20 protein-coding genes and 3 tRNA genes are annotated in these 22,225 nt (G+C 41.6%); 14 read left to right on the top strand and 9 right to left on the bottom strand.

Going from position 1 to position 22,225, the window contains the following annotated elements; translation table 11 throughout:
• Nucleotides 1-21 precede the first annotated feature (21 nt).
• Entirely contained in the window at nt 22-906 is an 885-nt protein-coding gene (locus tag POV26_RS02705; RefSeq protein WP_272854953.1) for a T9SS type A sorting domain-containing protein, read from the top strand.
• Nucleotides 907-924: 18 nt separating this feature from the next.
• Here the strand turns inward: POV26_RS02705 and POV26_RS02700 are convergent, their stop codons facing one another.
• Nucleotides 925-1,296, bottom strand: a complete 372-nt coding sequence (locus POV26_RS02700) for a hypothetical protein (RefSeq protein ID WP_272854952.1) — start codon at nt 1,294-1,296, stop codon at nt 925-927.
• A 115-nt stretch (nt 1,297-1,411) separates the two neighbouring features.
• Nucleotides 1,412-3,964 (bottom strand): ATP-dependent Clp protease ATP-binding subunit, encoded by a 2,553-nt coding sequence (locus POV26_RS02695; RefSeq protein ID WP_272854951.1) that lies wholly within the window; start codon nt 3,962-3,964, stop codon nt 1,412-1,414.
• A 258-nt stretch (nt 3,965-4,222) separates the two neighbouring features.
• Between POV26_RS02695 and gyrA the strand changes: the two genes are divergently transcribed.
• Both gyrA and POV26_RS02685 read left to right on the top strand, forming a co-directional pair.
• Nucleotides 4,223-6,760 carry a DNA gyrase subunit A gene (gene gyrA / locus POV26_RS02690; RefSeq protein ID WP_272854950.1) on the top strand — a complete coding sequence of 846 codons (2,538 nt, stop codon included), beginning with the start codon at nt 4,223-4,225 and terminating at the stop codon, nt 6,758-6,760.
• Between the two features lie 10 nt (nt 6,761-6,770).
• Nucleotides 6,771-8,030 (top strand): tetratricopeptide repeat protein, encoded by a 1,260-nt coding sequence (locus tag POV26_RS02685; RefSeq protein WP_272854949.1) that lies wholly within the window; start codon nt 6,771-6,773, stop codon nt 8,028-8,030.
• A gap of 143 nt (nt 8,031-8,173) precedes the next feature.
• Here the strand turns inward: POV26_RS02685 and POV26_RS02680 are convergent, their stop codons facing one another.
• Both POV26_RS02680 and POV26_RS02675 read right to left on the bottom strand, forming a co-directional pair.
• Nucleotides 8,174-8,923, bottom strand: a complete 750-nt coding sequence (locus POV26_RS02680; protein WP_272854948.1) for a C40 family peptidase — start codon at nt 8,921-8,923, stop codon at nt 8,174-8,176.
• A gap of 23 nt (nt 8,924-8,946) precedes the next feature.
• Complete coding sequence (locus POV26_RS02675) at nt 8,947-10,125, bottom strand: acetyl-CoA C-acyltransferase (RefSeq protein WP_272854947.1); 1,179 nt, start codon at nt 10,123-10,125, stop codon at nt 8,947-8,949.
• Between the two features lie 129 nt (nt 10,126-10,254).
• Here POV26_RS02675 and POV26_RS02670 point away from each other — a divergent pair, with 129 nt between their 5' ends.
• On the top strand, nt 10,255-12,300 hold the full coding sequence (locus tag POV26_RS02670) for an HD family phosphohydrolase (RefSeq protein WP_272854946.1): 2,046 nt from the start codon (nt 10,255-10,257) through the stop codon (nt 12,298-12,300).
• A 606-nt stretch (nt 12,301-12,906) separates the two neighbouring features.
• Here POV26_RS02670 and POV26_RS02665 read toward each other — a convergent pair.
• On the bottom strand, nt 12,907-13,878 hold the full coding sequence (locus POV26_RS02665; RefSeq protein WP_272854945.1) for a GlxA family transcriptional regulator: 972 nt from the start codon (nt 13,876-13,878) through the stop codon (nt 12,907-12,909).
• Between the two features lie 115 nt (nt 13,879-13,993).
• On the opposite strand from POV26_RS02665, the gene POV26_RS02660 reads away from it, so the two are divergent.
• From POV26_RS02660 to POV26_RS02615, 10 genes are all read left to right on the top strand, one after another.
• Nucleotides 13,994-14,407 carry an SRPBCC family protein gene (locus tag POV26_RS02660; RefSeq protein WP_272854944.1) on the top strand — a complete coding sequence of 138 codons (414 nt, stop codon included), beginning with the start codon at nt 13,994-13,996 and terminating at the stop codon, nt 14,405-14,407.
• Nucleotides 14,408-14,437: 30 nt separating this feature from the next.
• Complete coding sequence (locus tag POV26_RS02655; RefSeq protein WP_272854943.1) at nt 14,438-14,836, top strand: DoxX family protein; 399 nt, start codon at nt 14,438-14,440, stop codon at nt 14,834-14,836.
• A gap of 53 nt (nt 14,837-14,889) precedes the next feature.
• On the top strand, nt 14,890-15,342 hold the full coding sequence (locus POV26_RS02650; RefSeq protein WP_272854942.1) for a VOC family protein: 453 nt from the start codon (nt 14,890-14,892) through the stop codon (nt 15,340-15,342).
• The gene (locus POV26_RS02645) at nt 15,339-16,259 is read left to right on the top strand and encodes a VOC family protein (RefSeq protein WP_272854941.1); all 921 of its coding nucleotides are present in this window, start codon (nt 15,339-15,341) and stop codon (nt 16,257-16,259) included. Before POV26_RS02650 ends, POV26_RS02645 begins: the two co-directional genes overlap by 4 nt.
• Nucleotides 16,260-16,298: 39 nt before the next feature.
• Nucleotides 16,299-16,682: a VOC family protein gene (locus POV26_RS02640; protein WP_272854940.1), complete on the top strand. Its 384-nt coding sequence runs from the start codon at nt 16,299-16,301 to the stop codon at nt 16,680-16,682.
• A 12-nt stretch (nt 16,683-16,694) separates the two neighbouring features.
• Complete coding sequence (locus tag POV26_RS02635) at nt 16,695-17,213, top strand: DinB family protein (RefSeq protein WP_272854939.1); 519 nt, start codon at nt 16,695-16,697, stop codon at nt 17,211-17,213.
• 63 nt (nt 17,214-17,276) lie between these two features.
• Nucleotides 17,277-17,750 (top strand): DUF1440 domain-containing protein, encoded by a 474-nt coding sequence (locus POV26_RS02630; protein WP_272854938.1) that lies wholly within the window; start codon nt 17,277-17,279, stop codon nt 17,748-17,750.
• Nucleotides 17,751-18,045: 295 nt separating this feature from the next.
• Nucleotides 18,046-18,129: transfer RNA gene (locus POV26_RS02625), tRNA-Ser, on the top strand.
• 57 nt (nt 18,130-18,186) lie between these two features.
• Nucleotides 18,187-18,261 (top strand) — tRNA-Pro (locus tag POV26_RS02620).
• A 40-nt stretch (nt 18,262-18,301) separates the two neighbouring features.
• Nucleotides 18,302-18,375: transfer RNA gene (locus tag POV26_RS02615), tRNA-Arg, on the top strand.
• 41 nt (nt 18,376-18,416) lie between these two features.
• On the opposite strand, the gene POV26_RS02610 is transcribed toward POV26_RS02615, so the two are convergent.
• The 4 genes from POV26_RS02610 to POV26_RS02595 all read right to left on the bottom strand — a co-directional run bounded on the left by POV26_RS02610 (nt 18,417) and on the right by POV26_RS02595 (nt 22,206).
• Nucleotides 18,417-19,586: a THUMP-like domain-containing protein gene (locus POV26_RS02610; RefSeq protein WP_272854937.1), complete on the bottom strand. Its 1,170-nt coding sequence runs from the start codon at nt 19,584-19,586 to the stop codon at nt 18,417-18,419.
• A 3-nt stretch (nt 19,587-19,589) separates the two neighbouring features.
• Nucleotides 19,590-20,684 carry an AI-2E family transporter gene (locus POV26_RS02605; RefSeq protein WP_272854936.1) on the bottom strand — a complete coding sequence of 365 codons (1,095 nt, stop codon included), beginning with the start codon at nt 20,682-20,684 and terminating at the stop codon, nt 19,590-19,592.
• 91 nt (nt 20,685-20,775) lie between these two features.
• Complete coding sequence (locus tag POV26_RS02600) at nt 20,776-21,420, bottom strand: DUF4159 domain-containing protein (protein ID WP_272854935.1); 645 nt, start codon at nt 21,418-21,420, stop codon at nt 20,776-20,778.
• A 72-nt stretch (nt 21,421-21,492) separates the two neighbouring features.
• Nucleotides 21,493-22,206 carry a 16S rRNA (uracil(1498)-N(3))-methyltransferase gene (locus POV26_RS02595; protein ID WP_272854934.1) on the bottom strand — a complete coding sequence of 238 codons (714 nt, stop codon included), beginning with the start codon at nt 22,204-22,206 and terminating at the stop codon, nt 21,493-21,495.
• Nucleotides 22,207-22,225 lie beyond the last annotated feature (19 nt).

Here is a 22,225-nt window from a genome sequence, read left to right as displayed (position 1 = left end):
AATAAAACCAAAACGTAGCATATGAAACTAAAAGTATGGATTTCGGCTTTTTTGCTCATTGGTATTTCAGCTTTTTCACAAAGCTATAAACCATTGCTGGACAATCTGAATGAATGGCATTTTACAACGTGCTACTTTGGATGCCAAACAGATGTGTATTTTACTGATGGCGACACTATTGTTGATGGAAATAATTATAAAATCTTGGACGGGTATCATTACATTTCCCGCACTTTTTTACTGCGTGAGGATGTGCCAAACAAGAAAATCTATTTGAAAATAGCAACCACAGGCTTCAATGAGGAGTTTTTGCTATATGATTTCTCGCTGAATCAAGGCGATACTTTTTATATGCAAAACCCAATTAGCCCTTTTCCACAAGATGGCGGGCCCTTTATATTGGATTCAATTGTTGAAAGGCCGTTGGTGGACGGCAATGCATATAAACATTTTTATTTTTCTCCAACCCCGGACAATACTATAAGTACGGAAAACGCTATTTGGATTGAAGGGGTAGGGTCGCTTTCAATCATAAATGCTCCGGGTGGCCATCCAGATATTAATGAAGTTGGTCATTTGAGTTGCTCTTTTAAAAATACCGAGCCCTTTTATGCAAACTTAGACTCCATTGATGATTGTATCCCATTAGTTTTAGAAACTAAAAAACACAATCTGGAAAAGGTTGTTGTCTCCAAACAACGCAATAACCATACTTGTGTTTTGAGCAATACCCGCAATGTAAAAAGTGTGACGGTTTTTGACCTTTCGGGAAAAGCACTTGCAACCAAAACCAATGCTGGAAACAATTCAATTTCTTTTGATCTGTCAAGCTATCAAAATGGGTTGTATTTTCTTGTGGCTACCGGGTTTGGAGATACTAAAAGATCATTTAAGATTATAAAATAGTTTTTCTCGGAATCAAGCTCATGCGGTTTCAATCATTTCATTTACCCAATTTTTTGCTTCATCCAGACTGCTAAAATGTTTGAGTGGCTTTTTCAGAAAACGTTTTTCAAGTTCCAAATTACTCGTTTTTAATCCATTTGTTGAAACCACGGCGAAGGCTACGAGATTTTCTATTTCCGAGGTTTTTAAATAGACCATTGGGTTTACGGCATAGCTGTTTATGCGATAGGTAATGTAGCCAAACTTTCTTCCTTTGTAATATTTTTTGGCAATGTTCTCCAAATCGTCATTATGTTCCGGTTGAACCGTGATTCCCTCTTTCATGACCACGACCACAAAATTCTTGAAAACCCGGACTTCTCCAAATTCAAAATGTAGCGTATCGATCATAAGAAATTTATTTGGCCTACGTAATTTACGGATTTTTAAGGGTTTAAGGATGAAAAGTCAAAAAAAAATTCCCCAAAGTAACCCTTGGGGAATTTTCAAGTCCTAAAAATAGCAATTAAGATTCAGTTGTTTTCTTCTGCTTTTTTATTTTTATTGTCAACTCGTTTGTCTTTTCATCAAGATCCATAGTTATTGCATCACCTTCCTGCAAATTACTTTTTATGATTTCTTCCGCCAAGGCATCCTCAATATATTTTTGAATGGCCCTGTTCAATGGTCTTGCGCCGTATTGCTTGTCAAAACCTTTGTCGGCAATATAATCTTTTGCTTTTTCGGTAAGCTTGAGATCGTATCCCAAATCTGCAATGCGAAGAAAAAGCTTGTCCAGTTCAATATCGATAATCTTGTGGATGTCCTCTCTTTCCAGCGCATTGAAGACCATAACATCATCAATGCGGTTCAAGAATTCAGGAGCAAAGGTTTTCTTCAAGGCATTTTCAATTACACTTTTTGTGTGCGAATCTTCTTGGCTTTTTTTCGCCGCGGTTCCAAAACCTACACCTTGGCCAAAGTCTTTAATTTGGCGGGCACCAATATTGGAAGTCATAATGATGATAGTGTTTCTGAAATCAATTTTTCTTCCAAGGCTGTCCGTTAAATATCCATCATCCAAAACCTGGAGCAACATATTGAAAACATCGGGATGTGCTTTTTCAATTTCGTCCAAGAGCACGACTGCATAAGGTTTTCTTCTAATTTTTTCGGTCAATTGGCCACCTTCTTCGTAGCCCACATATCCTGGAGGTGCTCCTACCAAGCGGGAAATGGCGAATTTCTCCATATACTCGCTCATGTCAATGCGGATCAAAGCGTTTTCAGAATCAAACAATTCACGCGCCAAAACTTTGGCAAGTTGTGTTTTGCCCACCCCGGTTTGTCCTAAGAAAATAAAGGAACCGATCGGTTTGTTTGGGTCTTTCAATCCGGCACGGTTCCGTTGGATTGCTTTTACCACTTTGGCAACAGCTTCGTCCTGGCCAATTACCTTTCCTTTTATTCGGTCGGGTAGGGCGGCAAGCTTGGTGCTTTCAGTCTGTGCTATTCTGTTTACGGGTATGCCCGTCATCATGGAAACAACTTCTGCAACATTTTCTTCGGAAACAGTTTCCTTGTGAAGTTTAGAGTCTGCATCCCACTGTTCCTGCTGGATTGCAAGCTCCTTTTCAAAATTCTTTTCGTCATCCCGAAGTTTTGCGGCTTCTTCGTATTTCTGCTTTTTTACAACGGTGTTTTTCAGTTCGCGAACTTCTTCTAACTGTTTCTCCAGTTCCAAAATTTTATCGGGAACGTGAATGTTAGTGATGTGGACGCGTGAGCCAGCTTCGTCCATGGCGTCAATAGCTTTGTCCGGCAGAAAACGCTCAGTCATATATCTATTTGTAAGTTTCACGCAGGCTTCAATGGCATCCTCGGTATAAATTACATTGTGGTGTGCCTCGTACTTATCTTTTATATTCATAAGAATCTCAATGGTTTCTTCTACAGTAGTGGGTTCAACCAATACTTTTTGGAAACGTCTTTCGAGGGCGCCATCTTTTTCAATATACTGGCGATACTCATCTAAAGTTGTTGCACCGATACACTGAATTTCGCCCCGGGCAAGTGCGGGTTTGAACATATTTGAAGCGTCCAAGGAACCCGTGGCACCCCCGGCGCCAACAATCGTGTGGATTTCATCGATGAAGAGGATGATGTCGTCATTCTTTTCAAGCTCATTCATCACGGCCTTCATGCGTTCTTCAAACTGGCCGCGGTATTTGGTGCCGGCTACGAGGCTTGCCAAATCTAAAGTAACCACTCTTTTGTCATAGAGAATGCGCGATACTTTTCGTTGAATTATGCGAAGCGCCAACCCTTCAGCGATGGCGGATTTACCAACCCCGGGCTCTCCAATGAGCAAGGGGTTGTTTTTCTTTCTTCGGCTTAAAATCTGTGAAACACGTTGAATTTCGCTTTCGCGGCCCACAACGGGGTCCAATTTTCCCTCTTCCGCCATTGCGGTAAGGTCTCTTCCGAAATTATCCAGAACAGGGGTCTTGGATTTTTTGTTCGCCTTTGCCGTAGTACCGGAAAACAGGTTTTCCTTTCCGGCATCTTCCGCCGAAGTGTCGTCTTCATTTGGAAATGATTCGGCACTTGGAGTGTCTATATAATCGTCGTCGTTTGTAATCATAAGTTTAAATTGGTCTTTTACCACGTCATAATCTATCTTCATTTTGTTCAGTAATTTCGTAGTTGGGTCATTTTCATTGCGGAGAATGCACAACAGTAAATGTGCTGTATTGATGGAGTTGCTTTGAAAAAGCTTCGCTTCCAAAAATGTGGTCTTCAGCGCCCTTTCCGCTTGTCGGGTAAGGTGAAGGTTCTTTTTATCGTTTGTATTGGTAGTAACGCCCGGATTTGCGGGGCTCAATATCTCTACCTTTCTTCGTAAGTGGTTCAAATCTATCGCAAGTGCGTTCAGTATGGTTACCGCTTTGCCGTTGCCATCCCTTAAAAGACCGAGCATTAAGTGCTCAGTACCAATAAAATCGTGGCCTAAACGCAGCGCTTCCTCTTTGCTGTAGGCAATTACATCTTTAACTCTGGGGGAAAAATTATCATCCATATTTTAAATATCGGCTCTTCTTAAAAATACTAAATTAACCAAAATAGGACAAAAACTGTTCCTCTTTGGAATCATTTTAGTAAAAGGACAAAATATATAGTGGAATTCAAAGGATATGCAACGATACTTATTAACGAATTTTACCCCCAAATTTGTTAATAAATTCGTGAATAACGAATGCCAAAACCCCCTGTTAAACCTACGAAAAAGTGTATCTTGCTCCATTAGATTAACAACGATAATTAAAGCTATTTTTTTATGACTGAAGGTGAAAAAATAATCCCTATAAACATTGAAGATGAAATGAAGTCTGCCTACATCGATTATTCGATGTCGGTCATAGTGTCACGTGCGCTGCCAGATGTTCGCGATGGAATGAAGCCCGTTCACAGAAGGGTGCTCTTCGGAATGCACGAGCTGGGCATTAGGGCCACGGGCGCACATAAAAAATCCGCGAGAATAGTGGGGGAGGTTCTCGGTAAATACCACCCACACGGCGACACCTCGGTTTATGACGCCATGGTGCGTATGGCCCAAGAATGGAGCTTGCGCTATTTGCTGGTTGACGGACAGGGAAACTTTGGCTCGGTTGATGGCGATAGCCCGGCGGCAATGCGATATACCGAGGCAAGAATGCAGAAGATTTCTGAAGACATGCTTGCCGATATCGACAAAGAAACCGTTGACCACCAATTAAACTTTGACGATACCTTAAAAGAACCCACCGTTCTTCCCACGCGTGTCCCCGGACTTTTAATTAACGGGGCTTCGGGTATTGCGGTAGGTATGGCAACGAACATGCCGCCACACAATTTAACCGAAGTTGTAAACGGAATCATTGCCTATATTGAAGATAACAATATAGACATCGATGGGTTGATGCAGCACGTAAAAGCCCCTGATTTCCCAACGGGTGGAATTATTTACGGATACGAAGGTGTGCGCGAAGCTTTCCATACAGGCCGCGGCCGTATTGTAATGCGAGCCAAGGCGAACTTCGAGGAAGTACAGGGTCGGGAATGTATTGTTGTTACCGAAATTCCATATCAAGTGAACAAAGCGGACATGATCAAAAAGACCGCTGATATGGTAAACGAAAAGAAAATTGATGGCATTTCAAACATTCGCGACGAAAGCGACAGAAACGGAATGCGCATCGTTTACATATTGAAGCGCGATGCCATACCAAACATTGTTCTGAATACTCTTTATAAATATACGGCATTGCAGTCCAGTTTCAGTGTGAACAATATTGCATTGGTAAATGGAAGACCGCAAATGCTAAATTTGAAGGAACTGATCCATTATTTTGTGGAGCACCGCCACGAAGTGGTGGTCCGCCGTACCGAATATTTGCTTCGCAAAGCCGAGGAACGCGCACATATATTGGAAGGTTTAATTATTGCCTCCGATAATATTGATGAAGTAATCCGTTTGATACGCGCTTCTTCCAATGCCGATGAGGCTAGGGAGAAGTTGATGGAAGCCTTCAAGCTCACAGAAATCCAAGCCAAGGCCATTGTTGAAATGCGCCTTCGTCAATTGACGGGTCTGGAGCAGGACAAGCTTCGCAGCGAGTATGAAGAATTGATGAAAACCATTCAGGATTACAAGGAAATACTTGCCAGCAAAGAGCGTAGAATGCAGATCATCAAAGAAGAGCTTGAGGAAATTCGCGCAAAATATGGCGATGAGCGCCGCTCAACCATCGAATATGCAGGTGGCGACGTGAGTATTACCGATTTGATTGCTGATGAGCAAGTAGTTTTGACTATTTCGCACGCGGGCTATATTAAACGTACCTCGCTTTCGGAATACAAAACACAGAATAGGGGCGGAGTAGGCCAAAAGGCTTCGGCTACACGAAATGAGGATTTCTTGGAACATCTTTTCGTAGGGACCAATCACCAATATATGTTGTTCTTCACCCAAAAAGGAAAATGTTTCTGGATGCGCGTTTTCGAAATTCCCGAAGGAACAAGAACCTCAAAAGGAAGAGCAATCCAAAATCTTATAAATATTGAGCCGGACGATAAAGTAAAAGCGTTCATCTGCACCCAGGATTTGAAGGATGAAGAATACATAAACAGCCATTATGTAATTATGGCCACCAAAAAAGGGCAGGTGAAGAAAACGCCTTTGGAACAATATTCTAGACCGCGTACCAATGGGATCAATGCGATTACCATTCGTGAGGACGACGAATTGCTGGAAGCAAAATTAACAACGGGCAAAAGCCAGGTTATGCTCGCCGTGAAATCTGGAAAGGCCATTCGTTTTGAAGAGGAAAAAACCAGACCTATGGGAAGAAACGCTTCGGGTGTAAGAGGAATTACACTCGGCAGTGAAAATGACGAAGTGGTAGGTATGATTGCCGTAGATGATGGCGATTCTGAAATTTTGGTCGTTTCTGAAAATGGCTACGGAAAGCGTTCCTCCATTGAAGATTACCGAATCACAAATCGAGGCGGAAAAGGTGTGAAAACCATTAATATTACAGAAAAAACTGGTAAATTAGTGGCTATCAAGAATGTAACGGATGATGATGATTTAATGATTATCAACAAATCGGGTATCGCTATTAGAATGGCCGTTGCCGATCTTCGCGTGATGGGCCGCGCAACCCAGGGAGTGCGATTGATAAAAGTAAGGGAAGACGATGCCATTGCCGCCGTTGCAAAAGCGATGAAGGATGAAGATGAAGACGATATTGAAGAAAATGACAACATTACTGGCGAAACCAATGATGGCACAAATCTTGACAATAACGAAACTCAAACCGAAAATAACGAATAAACATTAACACATGAAAACACGAATTTTAATAACAGGACTGGCTTTTGCATCTGCTATTTCATTTGGACAAAAAAAGGAAATAAAAAAAGCAGAAAAGGCCATAAAATCCAACGAATACACGGAAGCATTGACCTATTTAAGCGAAGCAGAGCCAATGCTTGGCTCAGTAGATAATGACGTAAAAGCCCAATATTACGCAGCAAAGGGAGAGGCATTATTGGGTTCTGGTGTCTCAGATTACACCAAATTAAAAGGTGCGGCAGAAGCTTTCAACAAAGCACTTGAAATGAATCCAAAAATGGACGCCCAGTTAGCTGGCCCAATACAAAATCTTCGCGCGGCATTGATTAATGGTGCCGTAAAGGATCAAAATGCAGGTCAGTACCAAATGGCAACTGATAAACTTTATACCAGTTATTTGGTGAGCAAAGATCCTTCCGATTTATATTATGCCGCGAGCAATGCAGTTAACGGGAAAGATTATGACGCAGCCCTAAAGTATTATCAAATGGCTTTGGATTCTGGCTATACTGGTGAAACTGAAGAATTTGTCGCAACAAATAAAGAAACAGGGGAGGTTGAGGCCTTTGAAAGTGAAAACATACGAAATATTGCAATAAAATCGGGACAATATATTAAGCCCGAAAAACGTGTGACCGAATCTAGAAAAGGTGAAATTCTTAGAAATATGACCCTTATTTATATAGAAAAAGGCGATAACGAAAAAGCAATGGAATTAATGAAGGATGCCCGTGCAGAAAGCCCTAATGATATTTATCTTATGCGTGCTGATGCCGATATGAGTTATAAAATGGGTAATGTGGCGAGGTATAATGAGTTGATGGGCAAAATTGTGGCATCTGACCCTGAAAACCCAGAAATCTATTTCAACCTTGGTGTTGGCAGTGCAGAAATTGGAAATAAGGAAGAGGCTATCAAATATTACGAAAAAGCGTTGGAATTGAATCCCGAGTACGAAGCGGCGTTAATTAACATAGCCGTTCTAAAACTTTCTGGGGAAGATGCTCTGGTTGAAGAGATGAACAGTTTGGGAAATTCTAGGGCAGACAACCAAAAATATGATGAATTGAAGCAACAGCGCAAAGACATATACACAGATGCGTTGCCATATTTGGAAAGAGCGCTCAAATTGAAACCGGATAGTCAAGAAGTTGTCAGAACACTAATGAATATTTATGGACAACTTGCAGATGATGCAAAATATAAGGAAATGAAGGCTAAGCTTGAAGCCTTGGAAAAACAAGGATAACAAGCGGTATTCCTAAATAGAAAAGCAAAAACCCCTGAAATTTCGGGGGTTTTTCTTTTTAAAGCCGCATTTTTAGGGCGTATGACCAAAATATCCCAAAAGCAATTTTTGCTATTTATGAATGTGAAAATTGGCTAATTATATTAAATAATTCTCTTTATAACCCGCAGCTTATGTGTGTGATTGCGCAGTTCATAATTAAAAATACCGCTGTGGTCCAATCTGTCAATGCGCACTTTTCCGTGGGCATGGATAATGTAGTTGTCTGCCATAATAATACCGACATGCGTAATTTTTCCTTCTTCGTTATCAAAAAAGGCCAAATCGCCCGGCTCACTTTCTTCAATAAAACTCAAGGCTTCTCCCTGTGTAGCTTGTTGGCTGGCATCACGGAGCAATTCGTAGCCGTTCAGTTTATAGACCATTTGGGTAAAACCACTACAGTCAATGCCAAAAGGCGTTTTGCCGCCCCACAAATAAGGTGTGTTTAAATAAAGCAGTGCGGTTTCAATTAAATGTTCCTTCGGAAGTATTCCAGAAACCGATTTTCCTTCAAAATGATTTTTTAAATATGGAGCACCGGAAACATTGCTTCCCAAACAAATAGAAAAAAGTTGATTGTCTGAAGTGGTAATAAAATCAACCAAATCTGAGGAAAGTCTCAGTTCCTTCCTTTCAAAATCTGAATAATCCGCTTCCGCGATGGTTAGATATTGCTTCTTGTCTATCCATCCTTCATAGTTGTCAAAAGCCAAACGGATACGGCTCCATTTTTTTCGGGTTTCCAGTATTTTGAAATGTTCGCCGTAAAGCACTTGCGTTACCATTTCGCTCACATCGGAAGCCTCGGCACGAAGTGGGACAATGCTTAAATTGCAGATACCGTAATCCATTCAGAAAGTATTGAAATACGGAATTAAATTCTTTCAATTACCATTGCAGACGCACCACCGCCCCCATTGCAGATTGCCGCGGCACCAATTTTGGCATCGTTTTGTTTCAAGACATTCAAAAGCGTTATCAAAATACGGACACCACTGCAACCAAGCGGATGGCCCAAGGAAACGGCGCCACCGTTTACGTTTACGTTGCTGTCGTTCAATCCTAAAATCTTCATATTGGCAAGACCCACTACCGCGAATGCTTCGTTGAATTCAAAATAATCCACATCCTTAATATCTATTCCGGCTTTTGCAATTGCTTTTGGAAGTGCTTTTGCGGGGGCGGTGGTAAACCATTTTGGCTCCTGGGCGGCATCGGCATAACTTTTTATATATGCCAAAGGTGTTAAGCCCAATTCTTTCGCCTTTGCCTCGCTCATCAAAACCATTGCCCCGGCACCATCATTTATGGTTGAGGCGTTTGCGGCCGTAACCGTTCCGTCTTTGGTAAAGGCAGGGCGCAAAGAGGAAATCTTGTCCATCTTTACGTTTTTGTATTCTTCGTCTTCCGAGACTATAACGGGTTCTCCACGACGCTGTGGCACTTCCACGGGAACAACTTCCTCCTTAAATTTCCCATCGGCCCAAGCTTTTGCGGAACGTTCGTAAGATTTTATGGCAAATGCATCTTGGTCTTCCCGTGAAAAATTATATTCGGTAGCGCAAAGATCGGCGCAGGTGCCCATTGCGTTATGGTCGTAGGCATCTACCAGACCGTCTTTTTGCATGCCGTCAGTCAAAGTTGCGGGTCCAAATTTTGTTCCGCTGCGCATATGTACGTAATGGGGAATGTTGCTCATGCTTTCCATTCCGCCTGCCACCACGATATCGGCATCGCCAAGCGCTATCGTTTGTGCGGCCTGCATCACGGCCTTCATTCCAGATGCACAAACCTTGTTTACGGTTGTACACGGTACTGCATCTGACAGCCCCGCACCCAAAGCAGCTTGCCGTGCAGGCGCTTGGCCCACGCCAGCTTGTACCACATTGCCCATAAAAACTTCCTGGACCAAAGCTGGATCGAGCTTTATTTTTTCCAGGGCGCCTTTAATAGCCGCAGAGCCCAGCTGGGTTGCGGTCAAGGAAGAAAGGCCTCCCATAAAACTTCCAATGGGGGTTCTGGCTGCGGATACGATAACTACTTTATTGCTCATGCTACTGTTTTTTAATTTGAAATAAGGACTGCGAAATTACGGATTTCCATCTTAAAAATCAATCTTTACAACTATTGGTTTTGGGATAACTCGTTCCTTATTTATACCTTTACTTTAAGTTATCATTTTATGAAGAACCTTTTTTCTTTGTTCGCCAAAAACCAATCCCTTATTTACAAGGTTTTTCTTTTTATAGTTGCCACGGTCTTAATTATTTATCTCTTGCCGAAAGGCGGCCAGTTTAAGTACAATTTCCAGAAGGGAAAACCTTGGCAGTATGAAAACCTGTATGCGCCCTTCAGTTTTACCATTAAGAAAAACGAAGACACCTTAAAAAAAGAGCGGGAGGAAATTCGGGCCAATGCCATTCCATATTTTGAATATAACAGTGATGTGCAAGCGGATGTTGCTGAAAACTTCCGAAGCGATCTCGAAACAAAATACATAGACAGCCTTTATAAAACACCAGAAAAAACCGTTGAAAGACTGGGCGAAGCCTTTATTGCCGAAGCCTATAAAAATGGCGTTACCGATGAAATTCACGCATACGATGACGACAAACTTATTTACCTAAAAAGAGGAAACGAGATTGAGGAGCGCAGCTACTCACAATTGTTCAAAAAGGAGAATTTGAACAAGAGGGTGCGCGAGTTGGTAGAAAAAAATAAAGTTGAAGACGTTCAGGTACTCCTTTATAATATTTTGAACGAAGTTTTTGAGCCAAATGTAAAATTAAATTCAAAACTGACCGAAGCTGCCATAGACGCTGAAATAAAAGCGCTTAACCCCAACCGAGGCATCATTGAAAAAGGGGGGCGTATTATCGCAAAAGGCGAAGTGGTGGAAGGCGATAAATTCCAAATTCTTGAATCGCTGAAGGCCGAATTTCAAAGCCAGATTTGGAGCAAAAACAATTATCTGTGGCTTTTGGTGGGCTATTCCATGCTGGTTTCTTTGGTGTTTTTAATGCTTTTTCTTTTTCTGAAAAATTACAGGCCCTACATATACAACAATAATACAAAGGTCACTTTTATCTTCTTCAACATCTTTTTGATGGTTTTTCTTACCACGCTGGTGCTGAAGGTCCATTCCGACTATGTTTATGTTGTGCCAATATGTATTCTGCCGCTGATCCTGAAAGCATTTTTTGACCCGCGCGTGGGGCTTTTTGTGCATGTGCTGACCATTCTTTTGCTCGGCTTTATCGTCCCGAACAGTTTTGAATATATGTTCCTCCAGTTTATTGCGGGAATCGTTACTATTCTTACCGTTTCAGAATTATACAAAAGAGCAAACCTCTTCATTTCCGTAGGGCAGATAACGCTTATTTACATCCTTGGCTACTTTGCCTTTTTTGTAATTCAGGAAGGAAATATTCAAACATTGCAGTGGGAGAATTTTGGATATTTCATCTTATGTGGCTTGGCAACCCTTTTTGCGCATCCGCTGATTTATTTTTATGAAAAGATATTCGGATTGGTTTCCGATGTTTCGTTGCTGGAACTGAGTGATACCAATTCAAAATTGCTGAAAGAGCTTTCAAACAAAGCGCCGGGAACATTCCACCATTCCTTGAACGTGGCAAATTTGGCGGAAGCTTCCGCAAACGAGATTGGCGCCAATAGCATGTTGGTCAGGGTAGGGGCACTCTATCACGACATTGGAAAAATGCTGAACCCGACTATGTTTACCGAAAACCAGGCAAATTCAATCAATTCACACAACGAATTGGATCCGAAGGAAAGTGCCAAAATAATTATAGACCATGTAATTAAAGGCATCGAAATAGCCCGAAAGAACAATCTGCCAGACAGGGTTATTGATTTTATAAGAACCCACCATGGCACCAGTTTGGTCTATTATTTCTATAAAAAGGAACGGGAGCAACAGGGCGAGGCAAATAAGGAAGATTTTATATATCCCGGACCGATTCCCTTTTCAAAGGAAACAGCAATTTTAATGATGGCGGATAGCGTGGAAGCGGCGAGCAAAAGTTTGAAGGAGCCCTCTTCGTCCATTATAGATGAGTTTGTTGAAAAGATAATCAACAACCAAATGGCGCAGGGCCAGTTTTTGAACGCGAACATTACTTTTAAGGAAATTGAAATGATAAAGAAAGTTTTGAAAAAGAAGCTGAACAATATTTACCATCTTCGGGTGGAATACCCTGAATAAAATGCACATTTCCCGTAACGGAGCATTCCGCATTTCATTTCATTTTTTTAGTTTAAGATGGTTTTTTACTTATTGAATTTTTTGTATTGTAATATCCGAATAATTAGGTAAAAAAGACGGAGAGGGTGTTGTGCCCTTTCAGCGGGCTATTGCCGTAAACTCACTACAACACCTGCATTAAGTTCGATGCTATCCGGCGATTGATAATACCCCAAATATCCATCATTTAAAGTAGCACTGTCCTGAAAGGAAGTTTAGGCTTTATTAAAAGTGCATTAACATAAATTCTAAAAATTAATATGATTGTATTTTCTGGGGAATTATTTCTTAGGGCTTAGGGACCAAAGGCAGGCACAGGATGATGCCCCAGATAATGATGTGGAGGGTGGGGGTTAGGTATTTTGAATCTATTGAAAATTTCATTGCCATACCTTGTAATAATGACTATAAAATTAACAAATTCAACAGTTTGAATAGGGAAGTGGCCACATAAACGATAAGTAAATATACCAAAGGGCAAATTGTTGCGACGAAACCCGAAAAACGCATTTTTGGCATTAGCCAATCAATCGGCAGAAAAGATATAGGCTTACAATTCAGACCTAACTATACATCCTTATTATACTTGTTCCTATATTCTACTGGGGTAAGCCCCGTTATTTTCTTGAACACGTTTCGGAATGCCTTGGTATCTGAATAGCCTACATCGTACATTACTTCGGTTATGTTCTTACGGGAACTTTCGAAGCTGCGTTTGGCCGCCTCTACCTTTACCCGTTGCAGGTATTCGATGACGGTGTTATCGGTGGCCTGTTTAAAACGGCGTTCAAAGCTCCTTCGGCTTACCGCGACCTTTTCCGCCAGCTCGTCCACGGTTATCTTTTCTTGATAGTTTTCCTCGATATATTCCTGTGCCTTTTTCACTTCGGCATCACTGTGGTCTTTTTGCCCCGTAAACATCATAAAAGCCGCCTGACTTTCACGATCGATGTCGATGGCGAAATACTTGGAGGCCAGTATTGCCGTGTCCCTGTCCGTATATTTTTCCAAGATGTACAGTAACAAATTCCACAAGGAGTTGGCCCCACCGCTGGAATAGATACCATTTTCCTCGGTAATCACGCCCCCGTCCACGACTTCCACTTCGGGAAACCGCTCCTTGAACTCGTTATAATATGCCCAATGTGTGGAGCATTTTTTCCCGTCCAAGAGTCCGGTGGAGGCCAATAAAAAAGCGCCTACACAGAGCGAGGCAACTTCTGCTCCATGCTTGTATTGATCGGTAATCCAAGGAAGGGCATCTTTATTCAGTGCGATTGCATTTTCCATATCCCCAAAAATGGGCGGCACGATAACCAGGTCGGCCTGTTTTGATTCTTTTAAGAGCACATCCGTAGTGATGGAATAGACGCCATCCTGCGCTTTCACATTTTTTTGGTTGCCGACCAATTGCACTTTGAACAAGGGCTCCTTTCCGGCTGCTTGCAGAAATTGGTTTGCAGTGGTAAAAAGATAACGGGGGCCTGTAACTCCCTCTGCTACGGCCGTTTCGGGAACTAATATGGCTATGTTTTTCATACTTCAAATATAAAAATTATTGGCGGAATCGCCCCTTTCATTCGCCGTTATCATACCCTATTATTTTAAATTATTGTTCCCAAATTTGTACTGTAAACATTTAAAAACAAATATCATGGAACGAATTACGGTTAAAAACACGGTAAAATCTTCAGCAAATAAAGTATGGGAATTATGGTCAAATCCTGAGCACATTGTAAAATGGAACACCCCATCGGAAGATTGGTACGCGCCCCGAGCTGAAAATGACCTGCGGGTCGGCGGAAAGTTTCTGTCGAGAATGGAGGCTAAGGACGGCAGTTTTGGTTTTGACTTTAGTGGGACTTATGATGAAGTCGTACCTCAAAAGCGCATAGCTTACACCATGGACGATGGTCGAAAAGTGGAAGTGGATTTCAAGGAGCAAAAGGGCGAAACGGAAATCGTAAGCACCTTTGACCCCGAGACCCAAAACCCGATTGAAATGCAACGGGACGGCTGGCAGGCCATTTTGGACAATTTTAAAAAATATGCGGAAAACACCAACTAAATATGAATACCACTATAAAACTAAAATGAAATGAAAACTAACAAGATCCTATTTTGGACGGCGACCATTATCATCTTCCTCTTTGAAGGTGTGATGCCGGCATTGACCTCACAAACGGAATTAGCAAAGGAAAGCATCCGCCATTTGGGCTATCCCGACTATTTTGGTGTTGCCCTCGTGGTTTTTAAGGTACTTGGGGCTTTGATTTTAATTATTCCATCCATACCCAAACGGTTAAAGGAATGGGCCTATGCTGGGTTCACCTTTGATTTCCTCTTTGCCTGCATCAGCAATTGGGCAGTGGACGGCTTTGGGTTCAACGCGGTTTTCCCATTGATCATTTTGGCCATTTTGATGGTATCCTACCGCTATTACCACAAAATAACTAAAGCCGCTAATCCCGAGGTAGATACGGCCAATGTTACATAATCAACTTGATTTGCCAATAAAGTCAACTTGTAAAGTCGAAGCAGGAGAATTTAATGAAAGAAAGAATGGGACAATTGATTACATACCTCACGTTTAACGGCAATTGCAGGGAGGCAATGGAATTTTATCAGCAATGTCTTGGCGGGGAATTGCGTTGCCAAACGGTCGGAGAATCCCCTAAAACGGATGAGCTACCAGATGAAATGAAAAGGTATATCGTACAGGCATTTCTTAAAAAGGACAATTTGATGTTGATGGGTACAGATATGACTGATGAAGAAGTATTACGGGGGAATTCGGTTTCCATTTTATTGGACTGTAACGATGAGAGCCGAATCAAAACCTATTATCAAAACTTGCAAAAAGGCGGACAAGCGACCCATCCCTTGCAGGAAACCCATTGGGGCGATCTTTTTGGGGAGTTGACCGATAAATATGGCAACCATTGGTTGTTTCATTGCAAACGAAAAAAGAAAATGCACAACATTAAAAATCAATTATTATGAGAACTATAAAGAGAATACAAAAAATCACGCCATTTCTATGGTTTGATAACCGCGCCGAGGAGGCAATGAACTTTTATGTAACGATATTTCCGAATTCGGAAATTACCCAACTGAAAAAATGGCCGGAAAAAACGCCTTTTCCAGCGGAATCGGCCAAACCCGGCACCGTACAACAAGGGGTGTTTACCCTTGACGGGGTTCAATTCTGTGCTTTCGATGCCGGGCCGATGTTTAAATTTAACCCCTCCATCTCATTCTTTGCCATCTTTGAGACCCATGTCGAGGTAGATGCCGTTTGGAGCCAACTTATCGATGGTGGCCAGATTCTAATGCCGCTCGACAGTTACGATTGGAGCGAACGCTACGGCTGGGTCAGCGATCGATTCGGGGTTTCGTGGCAAATCTATAAGGGCAAACTCAAGGACGTGGGCCAACGCATTAGCCCGCTTATCATGTATTCTGGGAAACAGCGTGGCAATGCGGAAGGAGCAATGGAACACTATATGTCCATTTTTAAAAATGCCTCATCCGAAGGGGTGGCCAAATACACCGCGGGCGAACCCGGCCCCGAGGGAATGGTCAAGCACGCACAATGCAAGCTGAACGGACAGACCTTTATGATGATGGACAATGGCACCGATGCCGATATTCCCTTCACCGAAGCTATTTCTTTCTACGTGAATTGTGAAGACCAAGAAGAAGTTGATTATTTCTGGGACCGTTTTACCAAGGAAGGCAGCGAATCGGTTTGTGGGTGGCTCAAGGACAAGTTCGGGGTGTCATGGCAGATAGTTCCCCAATTTCTTACCGAGAAACTCGCCCTTGACGAACCCGAAAAGCGGCAAAAACTTTTCGAAGCCATCAGCCAAATGAAGAAGTTAGACGTGGCGAAACTGGAAGAAGCCTATAATCGGTAGCCATTACTAAAAAATGTATAATTAATAAATTAGGAAAACGTGAAAATCCAATATGTAATACTTAAAGTAGATGACCAGGACAAGGCGTTGAAATTTTATACGGAAAAATTGGGTTTCGTAAAAAAGGAAGATGTTACGGGTGGAATGAGATGGTTGACCGTTATCTCAAAAGAGGGTATGGAAGGTATTGAACTTGTTTTGGAGCCCAATTTCCCACCCTCCGATAAGGTTCAAAAAATGCTCTTTGATGCTGGATTTCCTGCGGCCGTGTTGGGTTCGGACAACATTGAAGAGGAATATAAAAGGCTAAAGAAGAAAGGGGTAAAATTTCGAGGCAACCCCAAAACGTTGCCAAATGCTACTTTCGTTCCCTTCGAAGATACTTGTGGCAATATTATTATGTTGGTTCAACGCATTACTTAAAAAACACTAAAAATGGAAAACGCAAAAAAGATTTTGATTCGGGATATCGAAAACACTTTCGATACCCTTTTGGACGAGCTGTCCAAGTTTGAAAAAAAAACCCTAAACGAAGTTCCCTTCGAGGGAAGCTGGACGGCAGGGCAGACCGTGGAGCACATCATTATTTGCGGTAGCGGCATCCCCGATTTGCATACCACCGAAACGAATCGCCCTTATGATGAAAAAGTGGAAGCCATCAAAGACCTGTTCCTCAATTTTGACTTGAAATTCAAGGCCGACCCATCGCTTGAACCGCGTTCAACCTCCCATACAAAAGATGGGTTGGTCCAAAAAATTAAGGAAATCAAAGACCATCTGAAAAATATAGCCGAAACAAAAGAATTGAAAGCTCTTTGCGAAGATATGGAATTCCCTTCCTTTGGGTTTTTGACCCGCTATGAATGGCTTCGCTTTATCCTGTTCCATACGCAAAGACATATTCACCAACTCAAAAATATTGGTGGGTTTGTGAACGAACCCAAATCCTTATAAAAAAATTGATAAATTAGTTTTTGTTTTAATCTGTTCATAATGACCCGAGTCGATCGATCAATTGTGAAAAAGAAGCTACCGTTAAAGCGTGTAATTGCCACGGCTTTATTTGTTGGGACACTTGACATATCTGCTGCAATTATAAATTTTTTGGCACAAGGCGGGCAGGATATTACCAGAATTTTCAGGTTTATTGCCAGTGGGGTATTTGGTCAAGCCGCTTTTGAAAGTGGAAGCTACATCATCTTTATGGGAGTGTTTTTTCACTATTTGATAGCTTTTATTTGGACAGCTTTGTTCTTTTATGGGTATCCAAAGCTGAAATTTCAGAAGGCAAATCCTTATGTAGTAGGCATTGTTTATGGACTAATTGTCTGGGCAATTATGAACTTGATTGTATTGCCAATGAGCGGAATTCCAGAACTTAACCAAAAAATATCTCAAAAATTGATTGCGATTTCTATTCTTATTATTTGTGTAGGTTTACCAATTTCTTTGATTTACAGATCCAAGATAAAAACAACCAGCGTAAATTGAACTTAGAATTTATTCAATTACGGGGGTATTTCATACCAAAAACCTTCTAAGCAGAGGATTGGACGTGATCGCGACAGCTCCGAAATTTCGGAGGAACCTGTGACCACCCAGATTGGAAATCGGGATGGGCTATCCAGCAGAGCTGATTGGGTTTTAAATATTTTTTATGGCCATAATACGCTCAAAAAGAGAGTGCTTTAATTTTATGAAAAAAACGTAAAATTTTTGTTGCGTTATAGCATTTATAAAGTTACATTTGCAACCGCATTTTAGGATGACACGTTCATAAAAAACTGGAGAGGTGCCGGAGTGGTAACGGAGCAGATTGCTAATCTGTCGACGGGCAACCGTCGCCAGGGTTCGAATCCCTGTCTCTCCGCATTATAGAGTTAAAAAAACTCCAAAATTACAGTGAACAATAGTTAATTGCTGTTCACGGGGTGTAGCGTAGCCCGGTTATCGCGCCTGCTTTGGGAGCAGGAGGCCGCAGGTTCGAATCCTGCCACCCCGACAAAAACCGGACACACAGTTCGGTTTTTTTGTTTATTACCGGTCGCGTAGCTCAGCTGGATAGAGCATCTGCCTTCTAAGCAGACGGTCACAGGTTCGAATCCTGTCGCGATCACTTTAAATCCCCAATTTCAGGGGATTTTTTGTTTTTGGGATTTAAATTTTGGAACAAATCAACATTTCCTTTTTGTCCTCCATATTGGTTCCAAAAAATAAATAGACATCGCCACCATCTGTAATTTTCCACTTTTTGCGAAGCGTTTCCACAGATTCGGGAAAATTTCTTGTGGTTATATTCGCTTTTTTGAAGGAAAGCGCAGCCCGCATTTCAGACTTGGAATAAGGAATTACTTTTTCAATCGAAAAACTTCTTCCCGGGAAATCAACTAAGGTTTCACTCGTGTAAAGATGTGTGTTTTTGTGGAGCTTGTTTACTTTCAGTTTTTCGGAAATTAAATCGAAAGCCCCACTTTTTAAAATGGCAGCGTTTGGCTCGTACAGATATTTTTGCGGCAAACTGTACTTTGCTGTTGCGGCTTCGTTCCAAATAAAATCAAAATTTTCGGCACCCAATTTTGTAAAATTGATCGTTTTGATCTTTAGTTCTTTGGAATCGCCTTTTTTCAATAGCCAAAGCAATTCCTTCACTTCGTTGTCAATAGCAACAATATGAATCTCTGAAACGTCCTGCAACTCGTTTAAACCTACTGAAATATCCAGCATCGGCGATGTTTTCAGAAGAAATTGGTCACACTGCTTTACTATTTCAGAAATATTTTCAGGAATATTTGGTTCACAATCCGCAAGAAAAAAAACCTTTCCCTTACGGTCGTGGCGGCGGGACGGGTCTGCGTATATTATATCGTATCGATTGCCCATAACCGCTTGCAATCCATCCTTTACAAGACAACGGATATTTTTCCTTCCGAAAACTTCAAAATTGTGTTCCGATAATGCTGAAAGCGTTTCGTTTGTTTCAAAATGGTGCACGGTCCGGAATTTTTCAGAAAAGAAAAAACTGTCAACCCCAAAACCGCCGGTTATATCGGCAATCGTTTTACCGTTCACCAATGAAGTTTTGTATTCTGCAGTGATTTCAGAAGAAGTCTGCTCCAGATTTAGCTTGGGAGGAAATAAAATGTTTTTGGTCTTGAACCAAGTCGGCAATTTTTTTTCAACCCGTTTCCTGCTTTCTATTTGCTGTATCAGCTCTTGCGCCCTAACGTTTTCAAACGGGCTTCCTGCGAAAGCAAGTTTGGAAACATCCCCTTCAAAATTTCTGATAAAATCCTGTACTTCGCTATTTAAAAGTGCCTTATTGAACAAATTTCACATATTTCGGGTAAGCCGGTCAACAATTTTATATTCTGAAAGAAATTCCTTGGCAATTACCTTGAGGGCCGTATAAGTGGGAACGGCGAGTATCATTCCCGGAATACCAAAGACAAAGCCTCCAATGAGAATTACGATAAATATTTCCAGCGGGTGGGAGCGCACACTATGGCCAAAAATAACAGGCTGCGAAATGAAATTGTCAAAAAGTTGTGCAAGAGCATATCCGCCCGAAACGATAAGCAATATGGGCAAGAGTCCGCTGGAAAAATCAGCGCCAAGGTTGTTTGAAATTACTACGAGCAGCATTAAAATCCAGGCGATTATTGGGCCCAGATAGGGGACTATGTTTAAAAAAGCACAGATCAAAGCAACGGCAACCGCATCGCGGATATCCAGGTAGAGAAGCAATACGGAGTAAAACAGCGCCAGTATAAAAATCTGCAGCAACAGCCCGATGAAATATCGTGAAAGCAACTCTTTGATCTTTATTAGTATCCGTTTAAACTTTTCTTCATTTCCGCTTTTTGCAAAAACAAGAACACAGCGGGCTATTAAGTATTCGTCTTTCAGAAGAAAAAAGGAAATGAACAGTACCGAGAATATGCCTACCAGTGTCCCGCCAATATTTCCGAAGAAAATATCAATAAAGCTCGGGATGATTTCCTGATCAAAATTTCGGACGTATGTTGTGCGCTTTATGGCCTCGACTATCTGAAAATGATCTACGCCAAGGTAATCACTGGCCTGGATGTTCAGCTCGTTCAGGTCTCGTTTAACCTGTTCAAAATCAATCTGGGAAATATGTTTTCCCTGTTCAATAATGATTGGGACGAAAATGCTAAGCAGCAAAGAAAAAGTCCCTATGATAAATAAAAGTGTAATGACCGAAGCAAAAGTATTGCTGAATTTCAGTTTGCGTTTTAAAAACAAAACAACGGGACGGCCTATTAATGAAAGAACAAGAGCTACGCCAATGTAGAGAATAAGCGCTTGGATTTCATATAAAAACCAGATGGAAATAAAAATGCCCACCAGTACAGCCAGTGCTCTTAAAATACCAAGGGTTATTGCTTTTGCTGTGGTCTTCACTTCGTAAATATACTATATTCACAAGTAGAAAAAATCAAAATTTTGTTAAGGGTGTTGGGTGCTGGATGACGGGAAGTTCACGATTATGAAGTCAATTCTCAAAAACATATTTAATAATATTGGCGCCCATCTGCAATGCCTTCAACCTTACTTCCTGCGGATCGTTGTGCACTTCGGGGTTTTCCCAACCGTCGCCAAGATCGGTTTCGAAGGTGTAGAGTAAAACCAATCTGTCTTCCACAAAAATACCAAAAGCCTGTGGCCGGCCACCGTCGTGCTCGTGGATTTTGGGCATTCCCTGCGGGAAATTGTAAAAATAACTGAACAACGGGAAATTCGCGGGAAGTTCCTTCAATTCCTTGTTGGGGAAGATTTTTACGAGTTCCTTGCGGATGTATTGGTCCATGCCGTAGTTATCATCTATGTGCAGAAAACCGCCGCTCATCAAATAGTTTCTGAGATTCTCAGCCTCTTCGGCAGAAAAATAGACATTTCCGTGCCCCGTCATATGCACGAAGGGATAATCAAAAATATCTACATTCCCGGGGGTAACGGTCGGAATCTTTGTCTTTAAAGCCGTATCAATATGTTCGTTGCAGAATTTTGCCAGATTGGGCAAGGAGGTCGGGTTTGCATACCAATCGCCACCACCGCCGTATTGCAAAAGTGCAATTTCCTGGGCTGAAATGCTTCCGATGAAAGTTAAAAAGAAAACCGAAAAAAATGTTATCCGCATAGTTCTCAAAAGTACAAATTCAAAGAGAATATTTAAAGACCAAATCCCAAAGGTTTTCAAAACCTTTGGGGCTTACTTCCCATTTACAAAAGCAACGCTATGACAAGCCACAATTGCTGCAGTTTCCGTGCGCAAACGGCTTTCGCCCAAGCTGACCGGAACAAAGCCATTCGCTTTTGCAAGTTCAATTTCTTCGGAAGAAAAATCGCCTTCGGGACCGATCACAATCGTAATTTTTTGATTTGGAAGTAAAACAGCTTTCAGGGATTTTTTATCTGTTTCCTCGCAATGGGCAATAAATTTTAAACTTTCTGAAGATTTTCCTGAAACGATAAAATCCCTAAATGAAACAGCTTCATTCAAAAGTGGAAGATATGCTTTCAGCGATTGTTTCATCGCGCTTTGTAGGATTTTTTCGTAGCGTTCGGGTTTTATGGTTTTTCGTTCGCTGTGGTCGCAGATTATCGGGGTAATTTCTGAAATGCCGATCTCCGTTGCTTTTTCCAAAAACCATTCGTAGCGGTCGTTGAGTTTTGTGGGCGCTACCGCTACATGCAGTTGATAGGGCAGGGGTTGCTGCATTTCTTCCGAAAGAATTTTCACCAAACAACCCTTTGGATTTGCGTTTAAAATTTCCGCAGAAAAAAGAGAACCTTTTCCATTGGTGATGCTGAACGTATGGCCTTCCTTCATCCGCAATACTTTTACAATGTGGCGGCTTTCCTCTTTGTCAAAGGTTATTTCTTTGGTAGATTCGGAAATATTTGGATTGTAAAAAAGTTGCATTTGTTTTAGTTTTTCTTTT

It is taken from the genome of Aequorivita todarodis (assembly GCF_028561335.1).
Taxonomy (GTDB): domain Bacteria; phylum Bacteroidota; class Bacteroidia; order Flavobacteriales; family Flavobacteriaceae; genus Aequorivita; species Aequorivita todarodis.
The sequence above is the reverse complement of the archived record's forward strand: the minus strand, read 5'-3'. Positions and strand labels throughout refer to the sequence as shown.